We start from the raw sequence: 17,903 nt of genomic DNA, 5'->3' as shown, positions 1-17,903 counted from the left end.
ACGGCGCTTCTTACAAGCAGACGACGAAGGGACTTTAAACCTTGTGGCTTGAAGCTAGTCTCAACAGTAAGCCGTACAACGGCTTGCCGCCGGCCTTGCCGGATACTCACCCAGGCCTGCCACGAGCAGGCGCGAATGAGGTCATCATGAAAATCCGTGAACTCGCCCAGCATTGGGAAGAAAACGCCAAGGGTCGCCTGACCGACACCGGCTACACGATTCATCTGGACGTCGAGGCCGCTGCACGGCTGGCGGCGATTGCCGAGATGTACCCCAAACGCCACCCCGAAGAACTGCTCGGCGAGCTGATCGGCGCCGCGCTTGAAGAGTTCGAGGCGAGCCTGCCGTATGTGAAGGGTTCGACCGTGGTCGCCACCGATGAGGAAGGTGATCCGCTGTACGAAGACGTCGGCCCGACGCCGCGTTTTCTGGCGCTGTCGAGGCGACATCTGCAGGATCTGTCGGCGGCTGCCGGCAAACAGAAACACTGATACAACTCCGTTAAACCTGTAGGAGTGAGCCTGCTCGCGATAGCGGTCTTACATTCAACATTTTCGGTGTTTGACACACCGCTATCGCGAGCAGGCTCACTCCTACAGAGATCGCATTCTTCCCTCCGAATCGGGGTGTTTCCGGGCTGAAATACACCCACGCGTACCACTCCCCGCCTCCAAAGTTCCCGGTTTAGAGCCTTGTCCGTTTGGTCAAAATTTTTTTGGGCGATGGGCCATCTTTTCTGAACTTTTGAAAAACGCCTCCGGTCGGAACCTGTAACCACGCCTGGAACGAGCGTTTCAAAAACGCGCTTTCACACGACGCTTGCGGCTCCTCGACCAGGATGGATTTTCGGTTTTATCAGGAGTTAAACAATGGAGTTGAAGACCATGAAGACCCAAACCTCGTTCTCCCACCTGCGCGGTCTGAAACTGGCTGCTCTGGCCATCGGCACCAGCTTCGTGCTAGCCGGTTGCGCCGGTAACCCACCGACCGAGCAGTACGCCGTGACCCAATCGGCAGTCAACAGCGCCGTGAGCGCCGGTGGTACCGAGTTCGCTGCAGTGGAAATGAAGCAGGCGCAGGACAAGCTCAAACAAGCCGAAATCGCCATGCACGACAAGAAGTATGAACAAGCCCGCACTCTCGCCGAGCAGGCCGAATGGGACGCTCGCGTAGCAGAGCGCAAGGCTCAGGCCGCCAAGGCCGAACAGGCTGTGAAGGATTCCCAGAAAGGTGTTCAGGAACTGCGTCAGGAAAGTCAGCGCACCGTGCAGTAAGCGCGCATCCCGAATCGCAAAGCTGAAACTTTTATCGATAGAAAGGACGACAAATTATGCGTAAGCAACTGATGATCCCCGCTCTCCTGGCTGCAAGCGTTGCCCTGGCTGCTTGCTCCACCCCGCCTAACCCGAACCTGGAACAGGCGCGCACCAACTACGCCGGCCTGCAGGCCAACCCGCAAGCGAGCAAAGTCGCAGCCCTGGAAACCAAAGACGCCAGCGACTATCTGGACAAGGCCGACAAGGCTTACCTGGACAAACAAGACGCGGCCAAGGTTGACCAACTGGCCTACCTGACCAACCAGCGCGTGGAAGTGGCCAAGCAGACCATCGCCCTGCGCACCGCTGAAAACAACCTGAAGAACGCCGCCGCCCAACGTGCTCAGGCCCGTCTGGACGCTCGCGACCAGCAGATCAAACAACTGCAGCAGAGCCTGAACGCCAAGCAGACCGATCGCGGTACCCTGGTGACCTTTGGCGACGTGCTGTTCGCCACCAACAAGGCTGACCTGAAATCCAGCGGTCTGGTGAACATCAACAAACTGGCGCAATTCCTCCAGGAAAACCCTGATCGCAAAGTGATCGTCGAGGGTTACACCGACAGCACCGGTGCTGCTTCGTACAACCAGTCGCTGTCCGAGCGTCGTGCGACCTCGGTACAAGTCGCACTGATCAAGATGGGCGTCGACCCTTCGCGCATCGTGGTGCAGGGTTATGGCAAGGAATACCCAGTTGCCGACAACGGCAGCGTGTCCGGTCGTGCAATGAACCGTCGTGTGGAAGTGACCATCTCCAACGACAACCAGCCAGTGATGCCTCGTTCGGCGGTCAGCTCGAACTAAGCGTCACGCAGTAACGCAAAAGCCCCGCCTGACTGAGTCAGGCGGGGCTTTTTGTTGAAGATCAAAAGATCGCAGCCTTCGGCAGCTCCTACATCGGAACGCGATCCCTGTAGGAGCTGCCGCAGGCTCGGGCCGCGTTCGGACGATCTTTTGCTTTTAAGGTTCGAGTTTTTGTGGGGTTTCCTGCCCCATGCAACGCACCGCTTTTTTCTGCGCATTGATCAGCACGCCCGTCAGGCCTTTCTGCTCGGTGTCGAACAACACCAGCACGCCATCGATGCACTGCGCCACTTGCGGTGCCGGGTCCAGCGAGACTTTGTAGTCTTCGCCCGGCACGGTCTTGAGCATGGTGAACTCGTTGAGCAGCAGCGCATCCTCGGGTTTGGCGAAGTGCAGGTAGCCGTAGTACCACAGCGCCCCGACGGTGCCGAGGATGCTGCAGATACCGGTGATGATCAGCGGGATGGCGTTACGTTCTTCACTCATTGCGGACTCTCATCTTCAGAATTCGAGGGTTGCGGATAATTCGGGATCTCGCCGAGGCGGCGCAGGCCGTTGAAATGTTCGGGGTCTTCCAGATAGCGCAGCATCACCTGACGCCAGACCGGATCGCCGAAGGTCTGCACGTGACCACCCCGGGTCAACTGCAGCACCCGCGGTGGCGGCGCCGCTTGATACAGACGAATGCCATTGGACAGTGGCACGAGCGGGTCGTCGATGCTGTGAAAGATCAGTTTCGGTACACCCTTGAGCTGCGGCATCGAGTTGATTGCACTGTCGCTGTCCGGCACCAGCCACGACAGCGGCACCTGGAACGGCCAGGTCAGCCACGACGTGCTGAGGGCGTACTGGCCGACGCTGCGGTAACTGGCGGGGACGCCGTCGAGCACGAAGGCTTTGAGTTGTTTCTGCCGCTCCGGATGCTGCACCAGCCAATGCACCGCCATCGAGCCACCCAGGCTCTGGCCGAGCAGAATCAGCGGCTTGCCTTTGACCTCCGGCGCCTGATCCAGCCAGGCGAACGCGGCGTCGATGTCCTGATAGATCGCCGGCAGGCTCGGTTTGCCCTCGGACAAACCATAACCGCGATAGTCCACCAGCAGCACTTGATAGCCGCTTTTCGGTAACCACCAACTGCCTCCCAGATGCAACGGCAGATTGCCGCCGTTGCCGTGCAGGTGCAGGACCGTACCTTTGACTTCAACGCCGGGCCTGGCCGGCAGCCACCAGGCATTCAGCTTCAGGCCGTCAGCAGTGGTCAGGGTGACGGTGCGGTACTCGAGTCTGGCTTTTTCCGGGGTGAAGATCTGGCCCGGCTCAGGGTAGAACAACAACGAACTGCAACCACCGAGGGCCAGGAGCAGGCAAAAGATGCCGAGGATTCTCATCCGGTGAAACCTCGCAAAAAATCCGGGTTGGAACAGGATTAAAAACTGTAGGAGTGAGCCTGCTCGCGATAGCGGTGTGTCAGTCGCTATTTTTGTTGATTGACACACCGCTATCGCGAGCAGGCTCACTCCTACGAGGGTTTTGTGTTGGTTCAAAGGATGTTGGAGTAATCCGCCTCGATCCGGTCCAGGCTCAAGTGATTGAGGAAGTTGGAGAAGCACATCCACGCCGACAGCGCGTTCATGTCACGGAACTGTTCCGGCAGATATTTCGGTGGCACCACCAGACCTTCATCGACCAACTGACGCAAGGTGCGCATGTCCTCCAGCGTAGTCTTGCCGCAGAACAGCAGCGGCACCTGCTCAAGCTTGCCCTTACGCACGGCCAACTGAATGTAGTTGTAAACCATGATAAAGCCCTTGAGGTAGGACAAGTCTTTGGTAAATGGCAGGCCGGTCGGCGTCGAGCCACGGAACACCCGGCTGGCGTTGCCGTAGCTTTCGGCCATTTCAAAACCCTGCTCTCGGAAGAACTCGAACACCTGCAAAAAGTCCGCGCCCTCCTCGACCATGTGAATGGCGCGGGTGCGGTTGGTCAGTTTGCGCAAGCGACTCGGGTAGGAGGCGAAGGTGATGATTTCCATCAGGATCGCCAGGCCTTCCTGGGTCACCGTCGACGAGGGTGGGCCCTTGGACAGGAAGGTGCAGATCGGCTGGTTCAAGCCGTTGAGGGTAGTGCCCACGTGCACCAGGCCTTCGTGAACTTCCAGCGCGCGCACGTCGCGGTCGTTGAACAGCGCGTCGGTGCGGATCTTGATGTAGTCGGCGCCCGCCGCCGCGTCGGCCACGATGCCGTCGGACTCGAACACGCGGATGGTTTCCTCGGCCTCGCCAAACACCTTGTTCAAGCGCGTTTGCAGCAGGTGTACGGCGTCCTTGGCGGTGAGGATTTTCGGCTCGTCCTTCAGATCGCCACGGCCATCGATGTTGTTCAGGTAGTCGGACATCATCAGGCCGAGATCGGCCAGGGTCGGGTCACCGGCATGGAACGCATCGGAGGCAGCGCCGTACAGCTCTTGCGAGATCAGGCCGAAATCCTCGGTGCCGCGCGCTTCGAGCATGCGCACCACCATCCGGTATTCCTTGCACATGCGCCGCATGATCTGCCCGACCGGGTTGAACTGGCCGAGCTGGCGGGTGATGTCGCGTTCGATGTTCTGGAATTCCAGCTTGACCTTGCTCGAATCGAAACTCAGTGGCCGATTGAGGTAGTAGTCACGATCCACCGCCGGCATTTCCTTGCCCTTGGCCTTGAGAAAGCCCTTGCGGATGTTCTCGTCCCACTTGACCGCATCGAGGACGCGGATCGGTGTCTGCGCCAGCACAATGCGATCGGACAGCGTGCGTATCGTCTGCTGGTAATCGTCCACCCGAAACTCCTGTAGAAAACTGAATTATTTGGCGCGGGCCTGGCGCTGATAGCGCGCGGCTTCGACGAATACATCGGAATTGGCCGGATCGTCGAGATAAGCAAAGACTTTGTCTAGGCGGCTGTCGACCTGCACGCCGTCGCCATCGGCGTCGGTCTGGAAAGACTGGCCGTCGAGGGCTTGCTGTTTGATCGCCTGATTGATCTGCTCGAGGTCGAGGTTGTACACCACCAGTTCGTGTTTGTCGGTGAGTTCGAAACCGGCGATGGTGTAGTGCCCGCCGTAACGCGCCGGCACCTTCGCCGACAGATACCAGCGGCTGCCATGGCGCGACACGGTGAATGGATACGCTTCACGCTCGTGGGGCTTGGCCTTGAAGTACGTGACGGCCTGATAACGATCATTGCCGACGCGGGTCAGCTCAAGGTTCATCGGCTCGCCCCAGGCATTGGTGCTCGACCACTTGCCCAGCAAGCCCTTGGGCGCCGGCTCACTGGCGGGCAGCGGATCCTTGAAGGTCACCAGACAACCGCTGAGCAGCAGGAACGACAAGGCGATCAGCACGCCACGCCAGGCTTTCATTCAATACTCCCTATGAACATTCGCCGCCCTCATGGTGATCGCTTTCCCCTGTAGGAGTGAGCCTGCTCGCGATAGCGGAGTGTCAGCCAACGGAGATGTTGAAGGTCAGACAGCTATCGCGAGCAGGCTCACTCCTACAAGGTATTGCGTCAGACCGACGCAAGCACCAGATGCATATACCGCGTCAGAATCCCGAGCATGTCCTGTTCGGCCAAAGGCTCGGCGTCGTTGAGCAGGCCCTGATATTCCATCCGTCCGATAATCGCCGTCAACACTTTGGCATCCTGCTGCGGTTCGCGCGAGCCCAGTACCTGGAATAACTGGCAGGTGCCCTGCAGCAGAATCTGCTGATGGGAACGTACCAGATCCGCCAGCCGCGGGTTGAGCAATGCTTCCTGACGGAACGCCTGCTCGGCCATCAGATGCTCGCGACGGTTGACCAGTTGCCGATGCACATAGTCGGCCATCAGCCGCGCGATATCGTCCGCCAGTTGCGAACGCGACTCGGGGCTGCCGTCGCCACTGACGACCATCTCGCGCAGCAGGCCTTCGTTGTTGATCCACAGCTTGGCCATGTAGGCCGCGCTGCGTTCGACGTATTGGGCGAAGGTATCGGTGAGCAGGTCATCGATATCCTTGAAGTAATAGGTGGTGGCCGATAGTGGCACTCCGGCCTCGGCCGCCACGGCCCGGTGGCGCACGGCACGCACGCCGTCACGCACGACAATGCGCATCGCCGCGTCGAGAATGTCCTGGCGACGCTGCTCACTGCCCTGTCGGCTGGCCTTGCGACCCTGGTACTGAACACTTTCAGCGACCGCAGTGGCGATACCCGCTGCACCTTCTTGAGCGATTGCAACCATCACGACTGGACTTCCTCTGCTATTGCAAAATTAACCAATTGATACATTTGTACCAGACAGGCAATAAAAAGCCGCCTGTTTTAGGCGGCTTTTTCACTGAAACGTTTACGCTTGCGGTCGCATGTGCGGGAACAGGATCACATCGCGGATCGACGGCGAGTTGGTCAGCAACATCACCAGACGGTCGATGCCGATGCCTTCACCGGCCGTTGGCGGCATGCCGTACTCCAGCGCGCGCACGAAGTCGGCGTCGTAGTGCATGGCTTCGTCGTCGCCGGCGTCCTTGTCGGCCACCTGCGCCATGAAGCGCTCGGCCTGGTCTTCCGCGTCGTTCAACTCGGAGTAGGCGTTGGCGATTTCACGGCCACCGATGAACAGCTCGAAACGGTCGGTGACGTTCGGGTTCTCGTCGTTGCGACGGGCCAGCGGCGACACTTCGAACGGGTACTGAGTGATGAAGTGCGGCTGCTCCAGCTTGTGCTCGACCAGTTCTTCGAAAATCATCACCTGCAGCTTGCCCAGACCTTCGAAACCCAGCACCTTGGCGCCGGCCTTCTTGGCGATGGCGCGTGCCTTGTCGATGTCGTTCAAGTCATCGGCGGTCAGCTCAGGGTTGTACTTGAGGATCGAGTCGAACACCGACAGGCGCGCGAACGGCTCGCCGAAGTGGAACACCTTGTCGCCGTACGGCACGTCGGTGCTGCCCAGCACCAGCTGCGCCAGCTCACGGAACAGTTCTTCGGTCAGGTCCATGTTGTCTTCGTAGTCGGCGTAAGCCTGGTAGAACTCCAACATGGTGAATTCAGGGTTGTGACGCGTCGAAACGCCTTCGTTACGGAAGTTGCGGTTGATCTCGAACACTTTCTCGAAACCACCGACCACCAGACGCTTGAGGTACAGCTCAGGGGCGATACGCAGGAACATTTCCATGTCCAGCGCGTTGTGGTGGGTTTCGAACGGCTTGGCCGCGGCGCCGCCAGGAATGGTCTGCAGCATCGGCGTTTCGACTTCAAGGAAGTCGCGCTTCATCAGGAAGCTGCGGATGTGCGCGATCACTTGCGAACGCACGCGGAAAGTCTGGCGCACGTCTTCGTTGACGATCAGGTCAACGTAACGCTGACGGTAGCGCTGTTCGGTGTCGGTCAGGCCGTGGTGCTTGTCCGGCAGCGGGCGCAGCGACTTGGTCAGCAGACGCACGTCAGTCATTTCGACGTACAGGTCGCCCTTGCCGGAACGCGCCAGGGTGCCTTCGGCGGCAATGATGTCGCCCATGTCCCAGGTCTTGACCGCGGCCAGGGTGTCTTCGGACAGGGTTTTACGGTTGACGTAGACCTGGATGCGACCGGTCATGTCCTGGATCACCATGAACGAGCCACGGTTGAGCATGATGCGACCGGCAACCTTGACCGGGATTGCAGCCTCGGCCAGCTCTTCCTTGGTCTTGTCCGCGTATTTCTTCTGCAGATCTTCGCAGTAGTTTTCGCGGCGGAAGTCGTTCGGGAAGGCGTTGCCCTTGGCGCGCTCGGCAGCCAGCTTTTCCTTGCGCAGGGCGATCAGGGAGTTTTCTTCCTGTTGCAGGGCTTGCGGGTCGAGTTGTTGGTCGCTCATGTCTTTAGATATTCCATCAGGTTCGTTGCCCCCGGGCCTTGGCCCCGGGGATCGCCAGCAGGCTGGCTCTTACAGGGATCGGCTTGAATCAGCCGATCCTGTGTTGCGTCTTTTTACAGCCCCGATTTCAGGCTGGCTTCCAGGTATTCGTCGATGTCGCCGTCGAGTACCTTGTCGCAGTCGCTGCGTTCGATGTTGGTGCGCAGATCCTTGATCCGCGACGCATCGAGCACGTAAGAGCGGATCTGGTGACCCCAGCCGATGTCCGACTTGGTATCTTCCAGCGCTTGCGACGCGGCGTTGCGCTTCTGCATTTCCTGCTCGTACAACTTGGCCCGCAGCATTTTCATGGCGGTGTCCTTGTTGGCGTGCTGGGAACGTTCGTTCTGGCAGCTGACCACGGTGTTGGTCGGTACGTGGGTGATACGTACGGCCGAGTCGGTGGTGTTTACGTGCTGACCACCGGCACCGGAGGAACGATAGGTGTCGATCCGCAGGTCTGCCGGGTTGATCTCGATTTCCACCTTGTCATCGATCTCAGGCGAGACGAACACCGCAGAAAACGAGGTGTGGCGACGGTTGCCGGAGTCGAACGGGCTCTTGCGCACCAGACGGTGCACGCCGATCTCGGTGCGCAGCCAGCCAAAGGCGTACTCGCCCTTGATGTGCACGGTCGCGCCCTTGATACCGGCCACTTCACCGGCCGACAGCTCCATGATGGTCGCTTCGAAACCGCGTTTGTCCGCCCAGCGCAGGTACATGCGCAGCAGGATGTTGGCCCAGTCCTGGGCCTCGGTGCCACCGGAACCGGCCTGGATGTCCAGGTAGGCGTTGTTCGGGTCCATCTCGTGGCTGAACATACGGCGGAATTCAAGCTTGGCCAGGCTTTCTTCGAGACGGGCCAGCTCGGCGACGACATCGCCCACTGCGCCTTCGTCGTTTTCTTCGACGGCCATGTCCAGCAGGTCGCGGCAATCGGCCAGACCGGCGTTCAGTTCATCGAGGGTGTCGACGATCTGCGCCAGCGCCGAGCGCTCGCGGCCCAGTTCCTGGGCGTATTCAGGTTTGTTCCAGACACTCGGATCTTCAAGCTCGCGATTGACTTCAGTCAGACGCTCATGCTTTTGATCGTAGTCAAAGATACCCCCGAATAGTTTCGGAGCGCTCGGACAGGTCCTTGATGGTGTTCAGGATCGGGTTGATTTCCATGACGGGCAGCACTCGTTGGCGAACTTTTGAAAGCCGGCGAGTATAACGTAATCACGCTGTCACGGCAGCCCGTCTGGCGGCTGTCGGGGCGAATCACTTGACACATTTCCCCTGTAGGAGCTGCCGAAGGCTGCGATCTTCTGATCTTTAAAAAGCAAAATCAAAAGATCGCAGCCTTCGGCAGCTCCTACAGGGATTAATGGGTTATTCGATACCGACCTGATTACGCCCGCTGTTCTTGGCCAGATACAGGCCACGATCCGCCGCCGATATCAGCAACCGGCAGTCGCTGCCCGCCTGCGGCACCATGGTCGCCAGGCCGATGCTGATGGTCAGGCTCGCCCCCTCGCTTGGGGTGTTGTGCGGAATCTTCAGGGCGGCCACAGTCTGGCGCAGTTTCTCCGCCACCAGTCGCGCGCCGCCCGGCGAGGTGTTCGGCAGCACCAGGGCGAATTCTTCACCGCCGTAGCGCGCCGGCAGGTCCGACGGTCGGGCACTGGCGTCGCGAATCGCCGTAGCGACCTTGCGCAGCGCCTCGTCGCCTTCGACATGGCCAAAGCTGTCGTTGTAGGACTTGAAGTAATCGACATCGATCATCAGCAGCGACAACTGGCTCTGATCGCGCAGCGAGCGGCGCCATTCCAGCTCCAGGTACTCGTCGAAGTGCCGGCGGTTGGACAGCCCGGTCAGGCCATCGGAGTTCATCAGACGCTGCAGCACCAGATTGGTGTCGAGCAACTGCTGCTGGCTGACGCGCAACGCCCGGTACGCCGCGTCTCGTTGCAGCAGGGTCATGTAGGAACGCGAGTGATAACGGATGCGCGCCACCAGTTCGATGGTGTCCGGCAGCTTCACCAGATAATCGTTGGCCCCGGCGGAAAACGCCGCGCTCTTGATCAGCGGGTCTTCCTTGGTCGAGAGCACGATGATCGGGATGTCCTTGGTCGCCGGGTGATTGCGGTATTCGCGCACCAGGCTCAGGCCATCGAGGCCGGGCATCACCAGGTCCTGCAAAATCACCGTCGGCTTGATCCGTACCGCCTGGGCGATGGCCTGATGCGGGTCGGAGCAGAAGTGGAAGTCGATGTTCTCTTCATTCGACAGCCCACGGCGCACGGCCTCGCCGATCATCGCCTGATCGTCCACCAACAACACCATGGCGGCGTTTTCGTCGGTTTTAATGCCATCGATCTGTAAATCATTCATGGGCGGTCACCTGAATACTGCGGGGGCCAGGATTGCGGATAAACCTGTTCATTTGGGGAAAACCTCCAGCAATCGTGGCGCTATCTTTTCCAGTGGACGGATTTCGACGGCAGCATCGATCGCCGCCGCTGCCTTGGGCATGCCGTACACCGCACTGCTTTGCTGATCCTGCGCGATGGTCAGATATCCTTGCTGGCGCATGAGCTTAAGCCCTTGCGCCCCGTCGCGTCCCATTCCGGTCAATAAAACCCCGACGGCATCGCCGCTCCAATAATTGGCGACGCTTTCGAAAAACACGTCGATCGAAGGTCGGTAGATCTCGTTGACTGGCTCGGCGGTGTAGGCCAGCGTGCCGTTTTTCAATAAGCGAATATGGTGATTGGTGCCAGCCAGCAGCACCGCGCCGGCTTGCGGCGGCTCGCCTTCGCGGGCCAGGCGCACGTCCAGGCCGCTGGCGCTGGCAAGCCATTCGGCCATGCCGGCGGCGAACACTTGATCCACGTGCTGCACCAGCACGATGGCTGCCGAGAAATTACGCGGCAGGCCCTTGAGCAGCACTTCCAGCGCCGCCGGCCCGCCCGCCGACGAACCGATCGCTACCAGCCGCTTGCACGAACCGGAGCTGCGCTGCGCGGCGGGTGCCGGGCGGGTACGGCTGGTCTTCTCGCCGATCAGCCAGCCGATGTTGAGGATCTTGCGCAGCAATGGCGCTGCCGCTTCCTGCGCGTTGCCGGCACCGAGCGCCGGGGTATCGACCACGTCCAGCGCGCCGTGGCCCATGGCTTCGAACACCCGGTGCACATTCTGTTGGCGGTCGACCGTGACGATGACGATAGCGCACGGGCTCTCGGCCATGATCCGCCGGGTGGCCTCGACGCCGTCCATCACCGGCATGATCAAGTCCATCAGGATCAGGTCCGGGGTATTTTCGGCGCACAGTTGCACCGCCTCGGCGCCATTTCTGGCGACCCAGACCACCTGATGCGCCGGTTCGAAGGCCAGCGCACGGCGCAGCGCCTCCACCGCCAGGGGCATGTCGTTGACGATTGCGATTTTCATGCCCGCGCTCCTCCAATGAGCTCAACCACTGCATCAAGCAGGGCGTCGTCATGAAAACTGGCCTTGGCTAAATAATAGTCCGCGCCGGCGTCCAGTCCACGACGGCGGTCCTCTTCACGATCCTTGTACGAGACCACCATCACCGGCAGCGATTGCAGGCGGTTGTCGCGGCGCAGCAGGGTGACCAGTTCGATGCCGTCCATGCGTGGCATGTCGATGTCGGTGATCAGCAAATCGAAGTCCTCCGAACGCAACGCGTTCCAGCCGTCCATGCCGTCCACCGCGACCGCCACGTCATAGCCGCGATTGAGCAGCAGCTTGCGTTGCAGCTCGCGCACGGTGAGCGAATCGTCGACCACCAGAATCCGTTTGCGCGCCACTTCGGCGGCCTGATTGCCGTGACGCGCGATGCGTTCCAGACGCCCGGTATTGAGCAGTTTGTCCACCGAGCGCAGCATGTCTTCGACATCGACGATCAGCACCACCGAACCGTCGTCAAGCAACGCCCCGGCAGAAATGTCCTGAATCTTGCCCAGTCGCTCATCCAGCGGCAGCACCACCAGCGTGCGCTCGCCGACAAAACGCTCGACCGCCACGCCGTAGATCGCGTCGCGCTCGCGGATCACCACAACCTTGAGGGTTTCGTCGCTGCTCTGGCTGGCCGGGCGATTCAACAGCTGACTGGCCGCAACCAGCCCGACGTGCCGGCCTTCATGCCAGAAATGCTGGCGGCCCTCGACCTGCACGATGTCCTGCGGTTGCAGATCGCACATGCGCTCGATGTGCGCCAGCGGGAACGCATAGGCCTCGTCGCCGACTTCCACCACCAGACTGCGCACCACCGACAGGGTCAGCGGCACTTCAAGATGAAAGCGACTGCCCTCACCCGCCGTTTGCTCAAGCACCACCGCGCCGCGCAACTGCCGCACCATGTGCTGCACCGCATCGAGTCCGACGCCACGCCCGGACACTTCGGTGACCGTGTCGCGCAGGCTGAAGCCCGGCAGGAACAGGAATGTCAGCAGTTCTTCTTCGCTCAACTGAGCTGCGGTTTCGGCCGGCGACAGCTGACGCTCGACAATGCTGCGGCGGACCTTTTCCAGATCCACGCCATTGCCGTCATCACTCAGTTCCAGCACCAGCAAACCGGCCTGGTGCGAGGCGCGCAGGCGGATCAGGCCCTCTTCGGACTTGCCCTTGAGCAAGCGTTGCTCCGGGGTCTCGATACCGTGGTCGACCGCGTTGCGCAGCAGATGGGTCAGCGGCGCTTCGAGCTTTTCCAGCACATCGCGATCGACTTGAGTTTTTTCGCCTTCGATCTCCAGTCGCACCTGTTTGCCGAGGCTGCGCCCCAAATCCCGCACCATGCGCACCTGACCGGTGAGCACATCGGCGAACGGCCGCATGCGGCAGGCCAGCGCGGTGTCGTAGAGCACTTGCGCGCGCTGACTGGCTTGCCAGGCGAACTCGTCCAGTTCGGCGTTTTTCTCCGCGAGCAACTGCTGGGACTCGGCCAGCAGGCGTCGCGCATCTTCAAGGGCTTCCTGGGCTTCGAGGCTCAGCGCATGTTCCTTGAGATGCACATTGAGGCTTTCCAGCGCCCGCAGGCCGTTGTTCTGCATGCGTTTGAGGCGCTGCATGGTCGCCAGATGCGGCTTGAGGCGCTGGGTTTCGACCAGCGATTTGCTCGACAGATCGAGCAGGCTGTTCAGGCGTTCGGCGGTGACCCGCAGCACGCGCTCGCCACCTTCGGTGGTGCGCTTGTTCTTGCGCGGTGCCGGGTCGGAGATTTCCAGCGGCATATCGACCGCCGGCACAGGCATTGGCGACGGGGTTTCAATCGGTGCAGGCGCCGGCATCTGCAACTCGGCCATGGGCGGCGGCGCCATAGCGGGCGGTGCCGAAGGGTCGAGCAGACGCCCCATCAACGCCACATACGCCTCGATGTCCGTCGCTTGCGGGGCATTGGCCGGCGTGGCGATGCGCATCAGCAGATCGGTGCCTTGCAACAACGCATCGATGTGTTCGGGGCGCAGCAACAGCCGCCCTTCCTGGGCGCTGACCAGGCAATCCTCCATCACATGGGCGACGCTGACGCCGCTGTCGATGCCGACGATCCGCGCCGCGCCCTTGAGTGAGTGCGCCGCGCGCATGCACGACTCCAGTTGATCGGCCTGGGTCGGGTTGCGCTCCAGCGCCAGCAGCCCGCTGCTGAGCACCTGGGTCTGGGCCTCGGCTTCGAGGCTGAACAGCTCCAGCAGCGAGGCGTCGCGCATTTGCTCGGGGGTCATGTGAGGCTCCGGGTCACGGCGGACAACAACTGTTCTTCATCCAGCCAACGCAGGCTGCGTCCCCGGAACTGCAGGACGCCACGGGTGTATTTGGCGCTGGCCGTGCTGTTGTGCTCACCGCCGGCACGGGACGCGGCGTCGAGAATTCGTTCGTCAATGGCATGGATACCGTCGACCTCGTCCACCGGCACCACTACCGGTCCGCCGTGGGCGGCGATGATCAGCATGCGCGGCATGATCCGCGCGCCAGTGGCCGGTGCGGCGTTGCTATCGAGGTCGAGCAGTTCGACCAGCGACAGACACGCCACCAACGCCCCGCGCACGTTCGCCACGCCGAGCAAGGCCCGCGAGCGCTGGTGCGGCAACGAGTGAATCGCGTGCAGCGGCGCCACCTCCACCAGACTGCGGGTGGCCAGCCCCAGCCATTCTTCGCCGAGGCGGAACATCAGCAGCGAACGGGTTTTAACGTCACTTTCAACCGCCACGGCGACCGGATCGCGCTCGTCCTGCTGCAACGCATAACGGTCGAGCAGGCGCGTGGCAGCGGCGGAATACACCGCGCAGTTGCGGCAATGAATATGTTCGGCCAGCAATGGGCACGACTTGTCGCCGTGAATGCCGATGCGGTTCCAGCAATCATCGATGGCCCGGGCGTCTTCGCGGGTGACGTTCAAGGTGTCGGACGGGATCATCGTTTACGCTCACTGTCGGCGGTGCGCCCGCTGCGCGCGGCGCGTTCCTGCAATCGTCTGGCACCGGCGCTGTCACCTTGGGCCTGGAGCAACGCGGCCAGGTGCATCAACGCTTCGGGGTGTTGCGGTTCAAGGTACAAGGCCTTGCGGTAATAGCTCTGGGCTTCGAGCGCGGAGCCGGCAACATCGCTGAGCAGGCCGAGCCAGTAGAACACCTGAGCCACCGGTTCGTGGCTGCGCAGGTACTGTTCGCACGCCGCGCGGGCCTCGGCGCTTTTGCCTTCGTTGGCCAGCGCAGCGATGTTGGCCAGTAGGGTGGCGGCGTCCGGGTTGGCGCTTTTGCTGCTGACAGGCAGCGGCGCAACGTTGGCGAACGGGCGCTGGCGCACCGGCGGTGGCGGTGGCGGTGGCGGACTGCGCAACGGCTGACGCACTGGCAAGGGGGTGGGCGTCGGCAGTGCCACGGGGTCGGGCAGCGGCTCAGCGTGTCGACTGAAGGCAAACGACTGCGGGATGCCGATCGAACGCATGCCCAGACGCCCGAGCAGACCGCCCTCCGCGGGACCGATGAACAGCACCCCGTCCATGTGGGTCAGGCGCTTGAGTACGGCGAAAACCTGCTGCTGAGTCGGCTGATCGAAATAGATCAGCAAGTTGCGACAGAAGACAAAGTCGAACGGTGGCTCGCCGGCCAGCAGCGTCGGATCCAGCACGTTGCCGACGTGCAGGCGCACCTGCTCGCGCACCGTTTCGTTGACGCGATGCCCATCCTGTTCCGCGCTGAAATGGCGCTCGCGAAAGTCCAGATCCTGACCACGGAACGAGTTCTTGCCGTACAGCGCCCGCCGCGCCTTGTCCACCGACAGCGGGCTGACGTCCATGCCGTCGACCTTGAACTGATGCGGTTTGAGCCCGGCATCGAGCAAGGCCATGGCAATCGAATAGGGTTCTTCACCGGTGGAGCACGGCAGGCTGAGGATGCGCAACGCGCGCATGTTGTTCAGTTCGACCAGCCGCTTGCACGCCAGTTTACCCAGGGTGGCGAAGGATTCCGGGTAACGGAAAAACCAGGTTTCGGGAACGATCACCGCTTCGATCAGCGCCTGCTGCTCGTCCCGCGAGACTTGCAGCAATTGCCAGTATTCATCGCTGTGCGCCGCTTGCGACAGCGTCGTGCGCTGACGCACCGCCCGCTCGATGATCGCCGGCCCGACCGAGGTGACATCCAGCCCGATGCGTTCCTTGAGGAAATCGAAAAAACGTTGGTCGCTGCTCATGGCTGCGCCTCAAGCGGCGCCGGGAACAGCAGGCTGCGCACGGCGTCATCCAGCAGGTCGTTGACCCGCACCCACTGCACCAGCCCTTGGGCATCTTCACGCACCGGACCGAGGTACGGCGCCTGGCGATTGTCCAGGCCATAAGGCTGAAAATCTTCGGGGTTGCAGCGCAGGGTGTCGGTCGCCTGCTCAAGGATCAATCCCAGCCAGCGCGGCGGCTGCTGTTCATCCGGACGGTAATGCACCAGCACCAGCCGGGTGCTGGTGCGCGCCTCGGCCGGTTTGCCGAAGGTCAGCGCACTGAGGTCGATCGCCGGCACCACTGCTGCGCGATAGGCGAACACCCCGGCCACCCACTCGGGTGCCTGGGCGATCGGCTTCAACGGCAGGCGCGGCAAGACTTCGGCCACTTCGGTGGCGAGCAAGGCGTAGCGCTCGCTACCGATGCGAAACAGCAGGAACAACGCCTGCTTCGCCACCGGCGCGGCGCTGCGTTTGGCGGTGATTTCGCTCATCAGACTTTGAATCGCGAAACGCCGCTGCGCAGCCCGACGGCCACCTGGCTCAGTTCGTCAATGGCGAAACTGGCCTGACGCAGCGACTCGACGGTCTGGCTGCTGGCGTCGCCCAACTGCACCAGCGCATGGTTGATCTGCTCGGCACCGGTGGCCTGGGCCTGCATGCCTTCGTTGACCATCAACACCCGCGGCGCCAGCGCCTGTACCTGATGGATGATCTGCGACAACTGCTCGCCGACCTGCTGCACCTCGGCCATGCCTCGGCGCACTTCTTCGGAGAACTTGTCCATGCCCATCACGCCGGCAGACACTGCCGACTGGATCTCGCGAACCATCTGCTCGATGTCGTAAGTGGCGACGGCGGTCTGGTCCGCCAGACGCCGCACTTCGGTCGCGACCACGGCAAAACCGCGGCCGTATTCACCGGCCTTCTCGGCCTCGATGGCGGCGTTGAGCGACAGCAGGTTGGTCTGGTCGGCAACCTTGACGATGGTCACCACCACCTGATTGATGTTGCCGGCCTTCTCGTTGAGGATCGCCAGTTTGGCGTTGACCAGATCGGCCGCGCCCATCACCGAGTGCATGGTGTCCTCCATGCGCGCCAGACCTTGCTGGCCGGAGCCGGCGAGCACCGAAGCCTGATCGGCAGCGGTGGACACTTCGGTCATGGTGCGCACCAGGTCCCGCGACGTGGCGGCGATTTCACGCGAGGTCGCACCGATTTCGGTGGTGGTGGCGGCGGTTTCGGTGGCGGTGGCCTGTTGCTGCTTGGAGGTGGCGGCGATCTCGGTCACCGAGGTGGTCACCTGCACCGACGAGCGCTGGGCCTGGGACACCAGCGAGGTCAGCTCGGTCATCATGTCGTTGAAGCCGGTTTCCACCGCACCGAACTCGTCCTTGCGGTCCAGATTCAGACGGCTGCTCAAGTCGCCGGTACGCATGATTTCGAGGATCTCCACGATGCGGTTCATCGGCGCCATGATTGCGCGCATCAGCAGCAAGCCACAGGCACCGGCCGCCAGCACGGCCACCAGCAGCGAGACGAACATACTGACTTTGGCCGCCGCGACCGCCTCGTCGATGTTGGCCATGGCCTGATCGGCCACCTTCTTGTTCTCACCGATGATGTCGTTGAGTTTCATACGACCTGCATACCAGGCCGGGGTCAGCTTCTCGGTGAACAGCTTGACCGCCTCGGCTTCCAGATTGCGCTTGTGCAGATCAAGTACCTGATCCTGAATCTGCATGTAGGTATCGTGATACTTCTCGAACGCAGCGAACTCGATTCGATCTTCGTCGGTGGTCACGGTGTTGCGATAGTTGGCCATCTGCTCTTGCAGACGGTTCTCGAACGCCTTGTAGTCCGCCGCATCTTCGCTGCTGATGCCCTGCCCTTCCTTCAGCCCGAGCAGTTCCTGAGTCTGCAGGTAGCTGTCGACCCAGGCACCGCGAATCATCGAGCTGTAATAGACGCCGGGAACCGCGTCGTCACGGACGCTGTTTTCACTGGTCTCGATCTTCAGCAAGCGTGAATACGAAACGACGACCATCAGCAGCATGATGGCGATAATCACCGCAAAGCTCGCCAAAATGCGTTGGCGCAACGTCCAGTTCTTCACAGTGAGTCCTCGTGCCTAAGTCGAAATGCGGGGGAGTATAGC

17 protein-coding genes are annotated in these 17,903 nt (G+C 61.4%); 3 read left to right on the top strand and 14 right to left on the bottom strand.

What is annotated here, in order from left to right; genetic code table 11:
- Positions 1 to 146: 146 nt before the first annotated feature.
- The 3 genes from NN484_RS01925 to lptF all read left to right on the top strand — a co-directional run bounded on the left by NN484_RS01925 (position 147) and on the right by lptF (position 2,119).
- Complete coding sequence (locus NN484_RS01925; protein ID WP_003222064.1) at positions 147 to 491, top strand: hypothetical protein; 345 nt, start codon at positions 147 to 149, stop codon at positions 489 to 491.
- Between the two features lie 378 nt (positions 492 to 869).
- Complete coding sequence (locus tag NN484_RS01920; RefSeq protein WP_007964219.1) at positions 870 to 1,274, top strand: DUF4398 domain-containing protein; 405 nt, start codon at positions 870 to 872, stop codon at positions 1,272 to 1,274.
- Positions 1,275 to 1,330: 56 nt separating this feature from the next.
- Positions 1,331 to 2,119, top strand: coding sequence for a lipotoxin F family OmpA-related lipoprotein LptF (gene lptF, locus NN484_RS01915; protein ID WP_127650769.1), 789 nt, complete (start codon positions 1,331 to 1,333; stop codon positions 2,117 to 2,119).
- Positions 2,120 to 2,275: 156 nt separating this feature from the next.
- On the opposite strand, the gene NN484_RS01910 is transcribed toward lptF, so the two are convergent.
- The 14 genes from NN484_RS01910 to NN484_RS01845 form a co-directional block, all read right to left on the bottom strand.
- Positions 2,276 to 2,605: a PA3694 family proteiin gene (locus tag NN484_RS01910; RefSeq protein ID WP_083366897.1), complete on the bottom strand. Its 330-nt coding sequence runs from the start codon at positions 2,603 to 2,605 to the stop codon at positions 2,276 to 2,278.
- The gene (locus tag NN484_RS01905; protein ID WP_127650773.1) at positions 2,602 to 3,507 is read right to left on the bottom strand and encodes an alpha/beta hydrolase; all 906 of its coding nucleotides are present in this window, start codon (positions 3,505 to 3,507) and stop codon (positions 2,602 to 2,604) included. Before NN484_RS01905 ends, NN484_RS01910 begins: the two co-directional genes overlap by 4 nt.
- A gap of 152 nt (positions 3,508 to 3,659) precedes the next feature.
- On the bottom strand, positions 3,660 to 4,937 hold the full coding sequence (locus NN484_RS01900) for a flavohemoglobin expression-modulating QEGLA motif protein (RefSeq protein ID WP_003222055.1): 1,278 nt from the start codon (positions 4,935 to 4,937) through the stop codon (positions 3,660 to 3,662).
- A gap of 24 nt (positions 4,938 to 4,961) precedes the next feature.
- Positions 4,962 to 5,519 carry a hypothetical protein gene (locus NN484_RS01895; RefSeq protein ID WP_127650775.1) on the bottom strand — a complete coding sequence of 186 codons (558 nt, stop codon included), beginning with the start codon at positions 5,517 to 5,519 and terminating at the stop codon, positions 4,962 to 4,964.
- 149 nt (positions 5,520 to 5,668) lie between these two features.
- Positions 5,669 to 6,382, bottom strand: a complete 714-nt coding sequence (locus NN484_RS01890; protein ID WP_007964212.1) for a TetR/AcrR family transcriptional regulator — start codon at positions 6,380 to 6,382, stop codon at positions 5,669 to 5,671.
- Between the two features lie 105 nt (positions 6,383 to 6,487).
- The gene (gene lysS, locus NN484_RS01885) at positions 6,488 to 7,990 is read right to left on the bottom strand and encodes a lysine--tRNA ligase (protein WP_127650777.1); all 1,503 of its coding nucleotides are present in this window, start codon (positions 7,988 to 7,990) and stop codon (positions 6,488 to 6,490) included.
- A gap of 113 nt (positions 7,991 to 8,103) precedes the next feature.
- Positions 8,104 to 9,199 (bottom strand): peptide chain release factor 2 gene (gene prfB / locus NN484_RS01880; protein ID WP_127650779.1). Its coding sequence is split into 2 segments (ribosomal slippage): positions 8,104 to 9,126 and positions 9,128 to 9,199, totalling 1,095 coding nucleotides; the frame shifts between segments, so codons are not numbered across the junction.
- Positions 9,200 to 9,403: 204 nt separating this feature from the next.
- The gene (locus tag NN484_RS01875) at positions 9,404 to 10,405 is read right to left on the bottom strand and encodes a response regulator (protein ID WP_215501714.1); all 1,002 of its coding nucleotides are present in this window, start codon (positions 10,403 to 10,405) and stop codon (positions 9,404 to 9,406) included.
- 48 nt (positions 10,406 to 10,453) lie between these two features.
- Positions 10,454 to 11,464 carry a chemotaxis response regulator protein-glutamate methylesterase gene (gene cheB / locus NN484_RS01870; protein ID WP_127650783.1) on the bottom strand — a complete coding sequence of 337 codons (1,011 nt, stop codon included), beginning with the start codon at positions 11,462 to 11,464 and terminating at the stop codon, positions 10,454 to 10,456.
- On the bottom strand, positions 11,461 to 13,755 hold the full coding sequence (locus NN484_RS01865) for a hybrid sensor histidine kinase/response regulator (RefSeq protein ID WP_274658498.1): 2,295 nt from the start codon (positions 13,753 to 13,755) through the stop codon (positions 11,461 to 11,463). Before NN484_RS01865 ends, cheB begins: the two co-directional genes overlap by 4 nt.
- Positions 13,752 to 14,447, bottom strand: coding sequence for a chemotaxis protein CheW (locus NN484_RS01860; RefSeq protein ID WP_127650787.1), 696 nt, complete (start codon positions 14,445 to 14,447; stop codon positions 13,752 to 13,754). The genes NN484_RS01865 and NN484_RS01860 overlap by 4 nt, the downstream gene beginning before the upstream one ends.
- Complete coding sequence (locus NN484_RS01855) at positions 14,444 to 15,724, bottom strand: CheR family methyltransferase (protein WP_274658497.1); 1,281 nt, start codon at positions 15,722 to 15,724, stop codon at positions 14,444 to 14,446. The genes NN484_RS01860 and NN484_RS01855 overlap by 4 nt, the downstream gene beginning before the upstream one ends.
- The gene (locus NN484_RS01850) at positions 15,721 to 16,239 is read right to left on the bottom strand and encodes a chemotaxis protein CheW (protein ID WP_215501718.1); all 519 of its coding nucleotides are present in this window, start codon (positions 16,237 to 16,239) and stop codon (positions 15,721 to 15,723) included. Before NN484_RS01850 ends, NN484_RS01855 begins: the two co-directional genes overlap by 4 nt.
- On the bottom strand, positions 16,239 to 17,861 hold the full coding sequence (locus NN484_RS01845) for a methyl-accepting chemotaxis protein (RefSeq protein WP_215501719.1): 1,623 nt from the start codon (positions 17,859 to 17,861) through the stop codon (positions 16,239 to 16,241). The genes NN484_RS01850 and NN484_RS01845 overlap by 1 nt, the downstream gene beginning before the upstream one ends.
- Positions 17,862 to 17,903 lie beyond the last annotated feature (42 nt).

It is taken from the genome of Pseudomonas serboccidentalis, from assembly GCF_028830055.1.
Taxonomy (GTDB): domain Bacteria; phylum Pseudomonadota; class Gammaproteobacteria; order Pseudomonadales; family Pseudomonadaceae; genus Aquipseudomonas; species Aquipseudomonas serboccidentalis.
The sequence above is the reverse complement of the archived record's forward strand: the minus strand, read 5'-3'. Positions and strand labels throughout refer to the sequence as shown.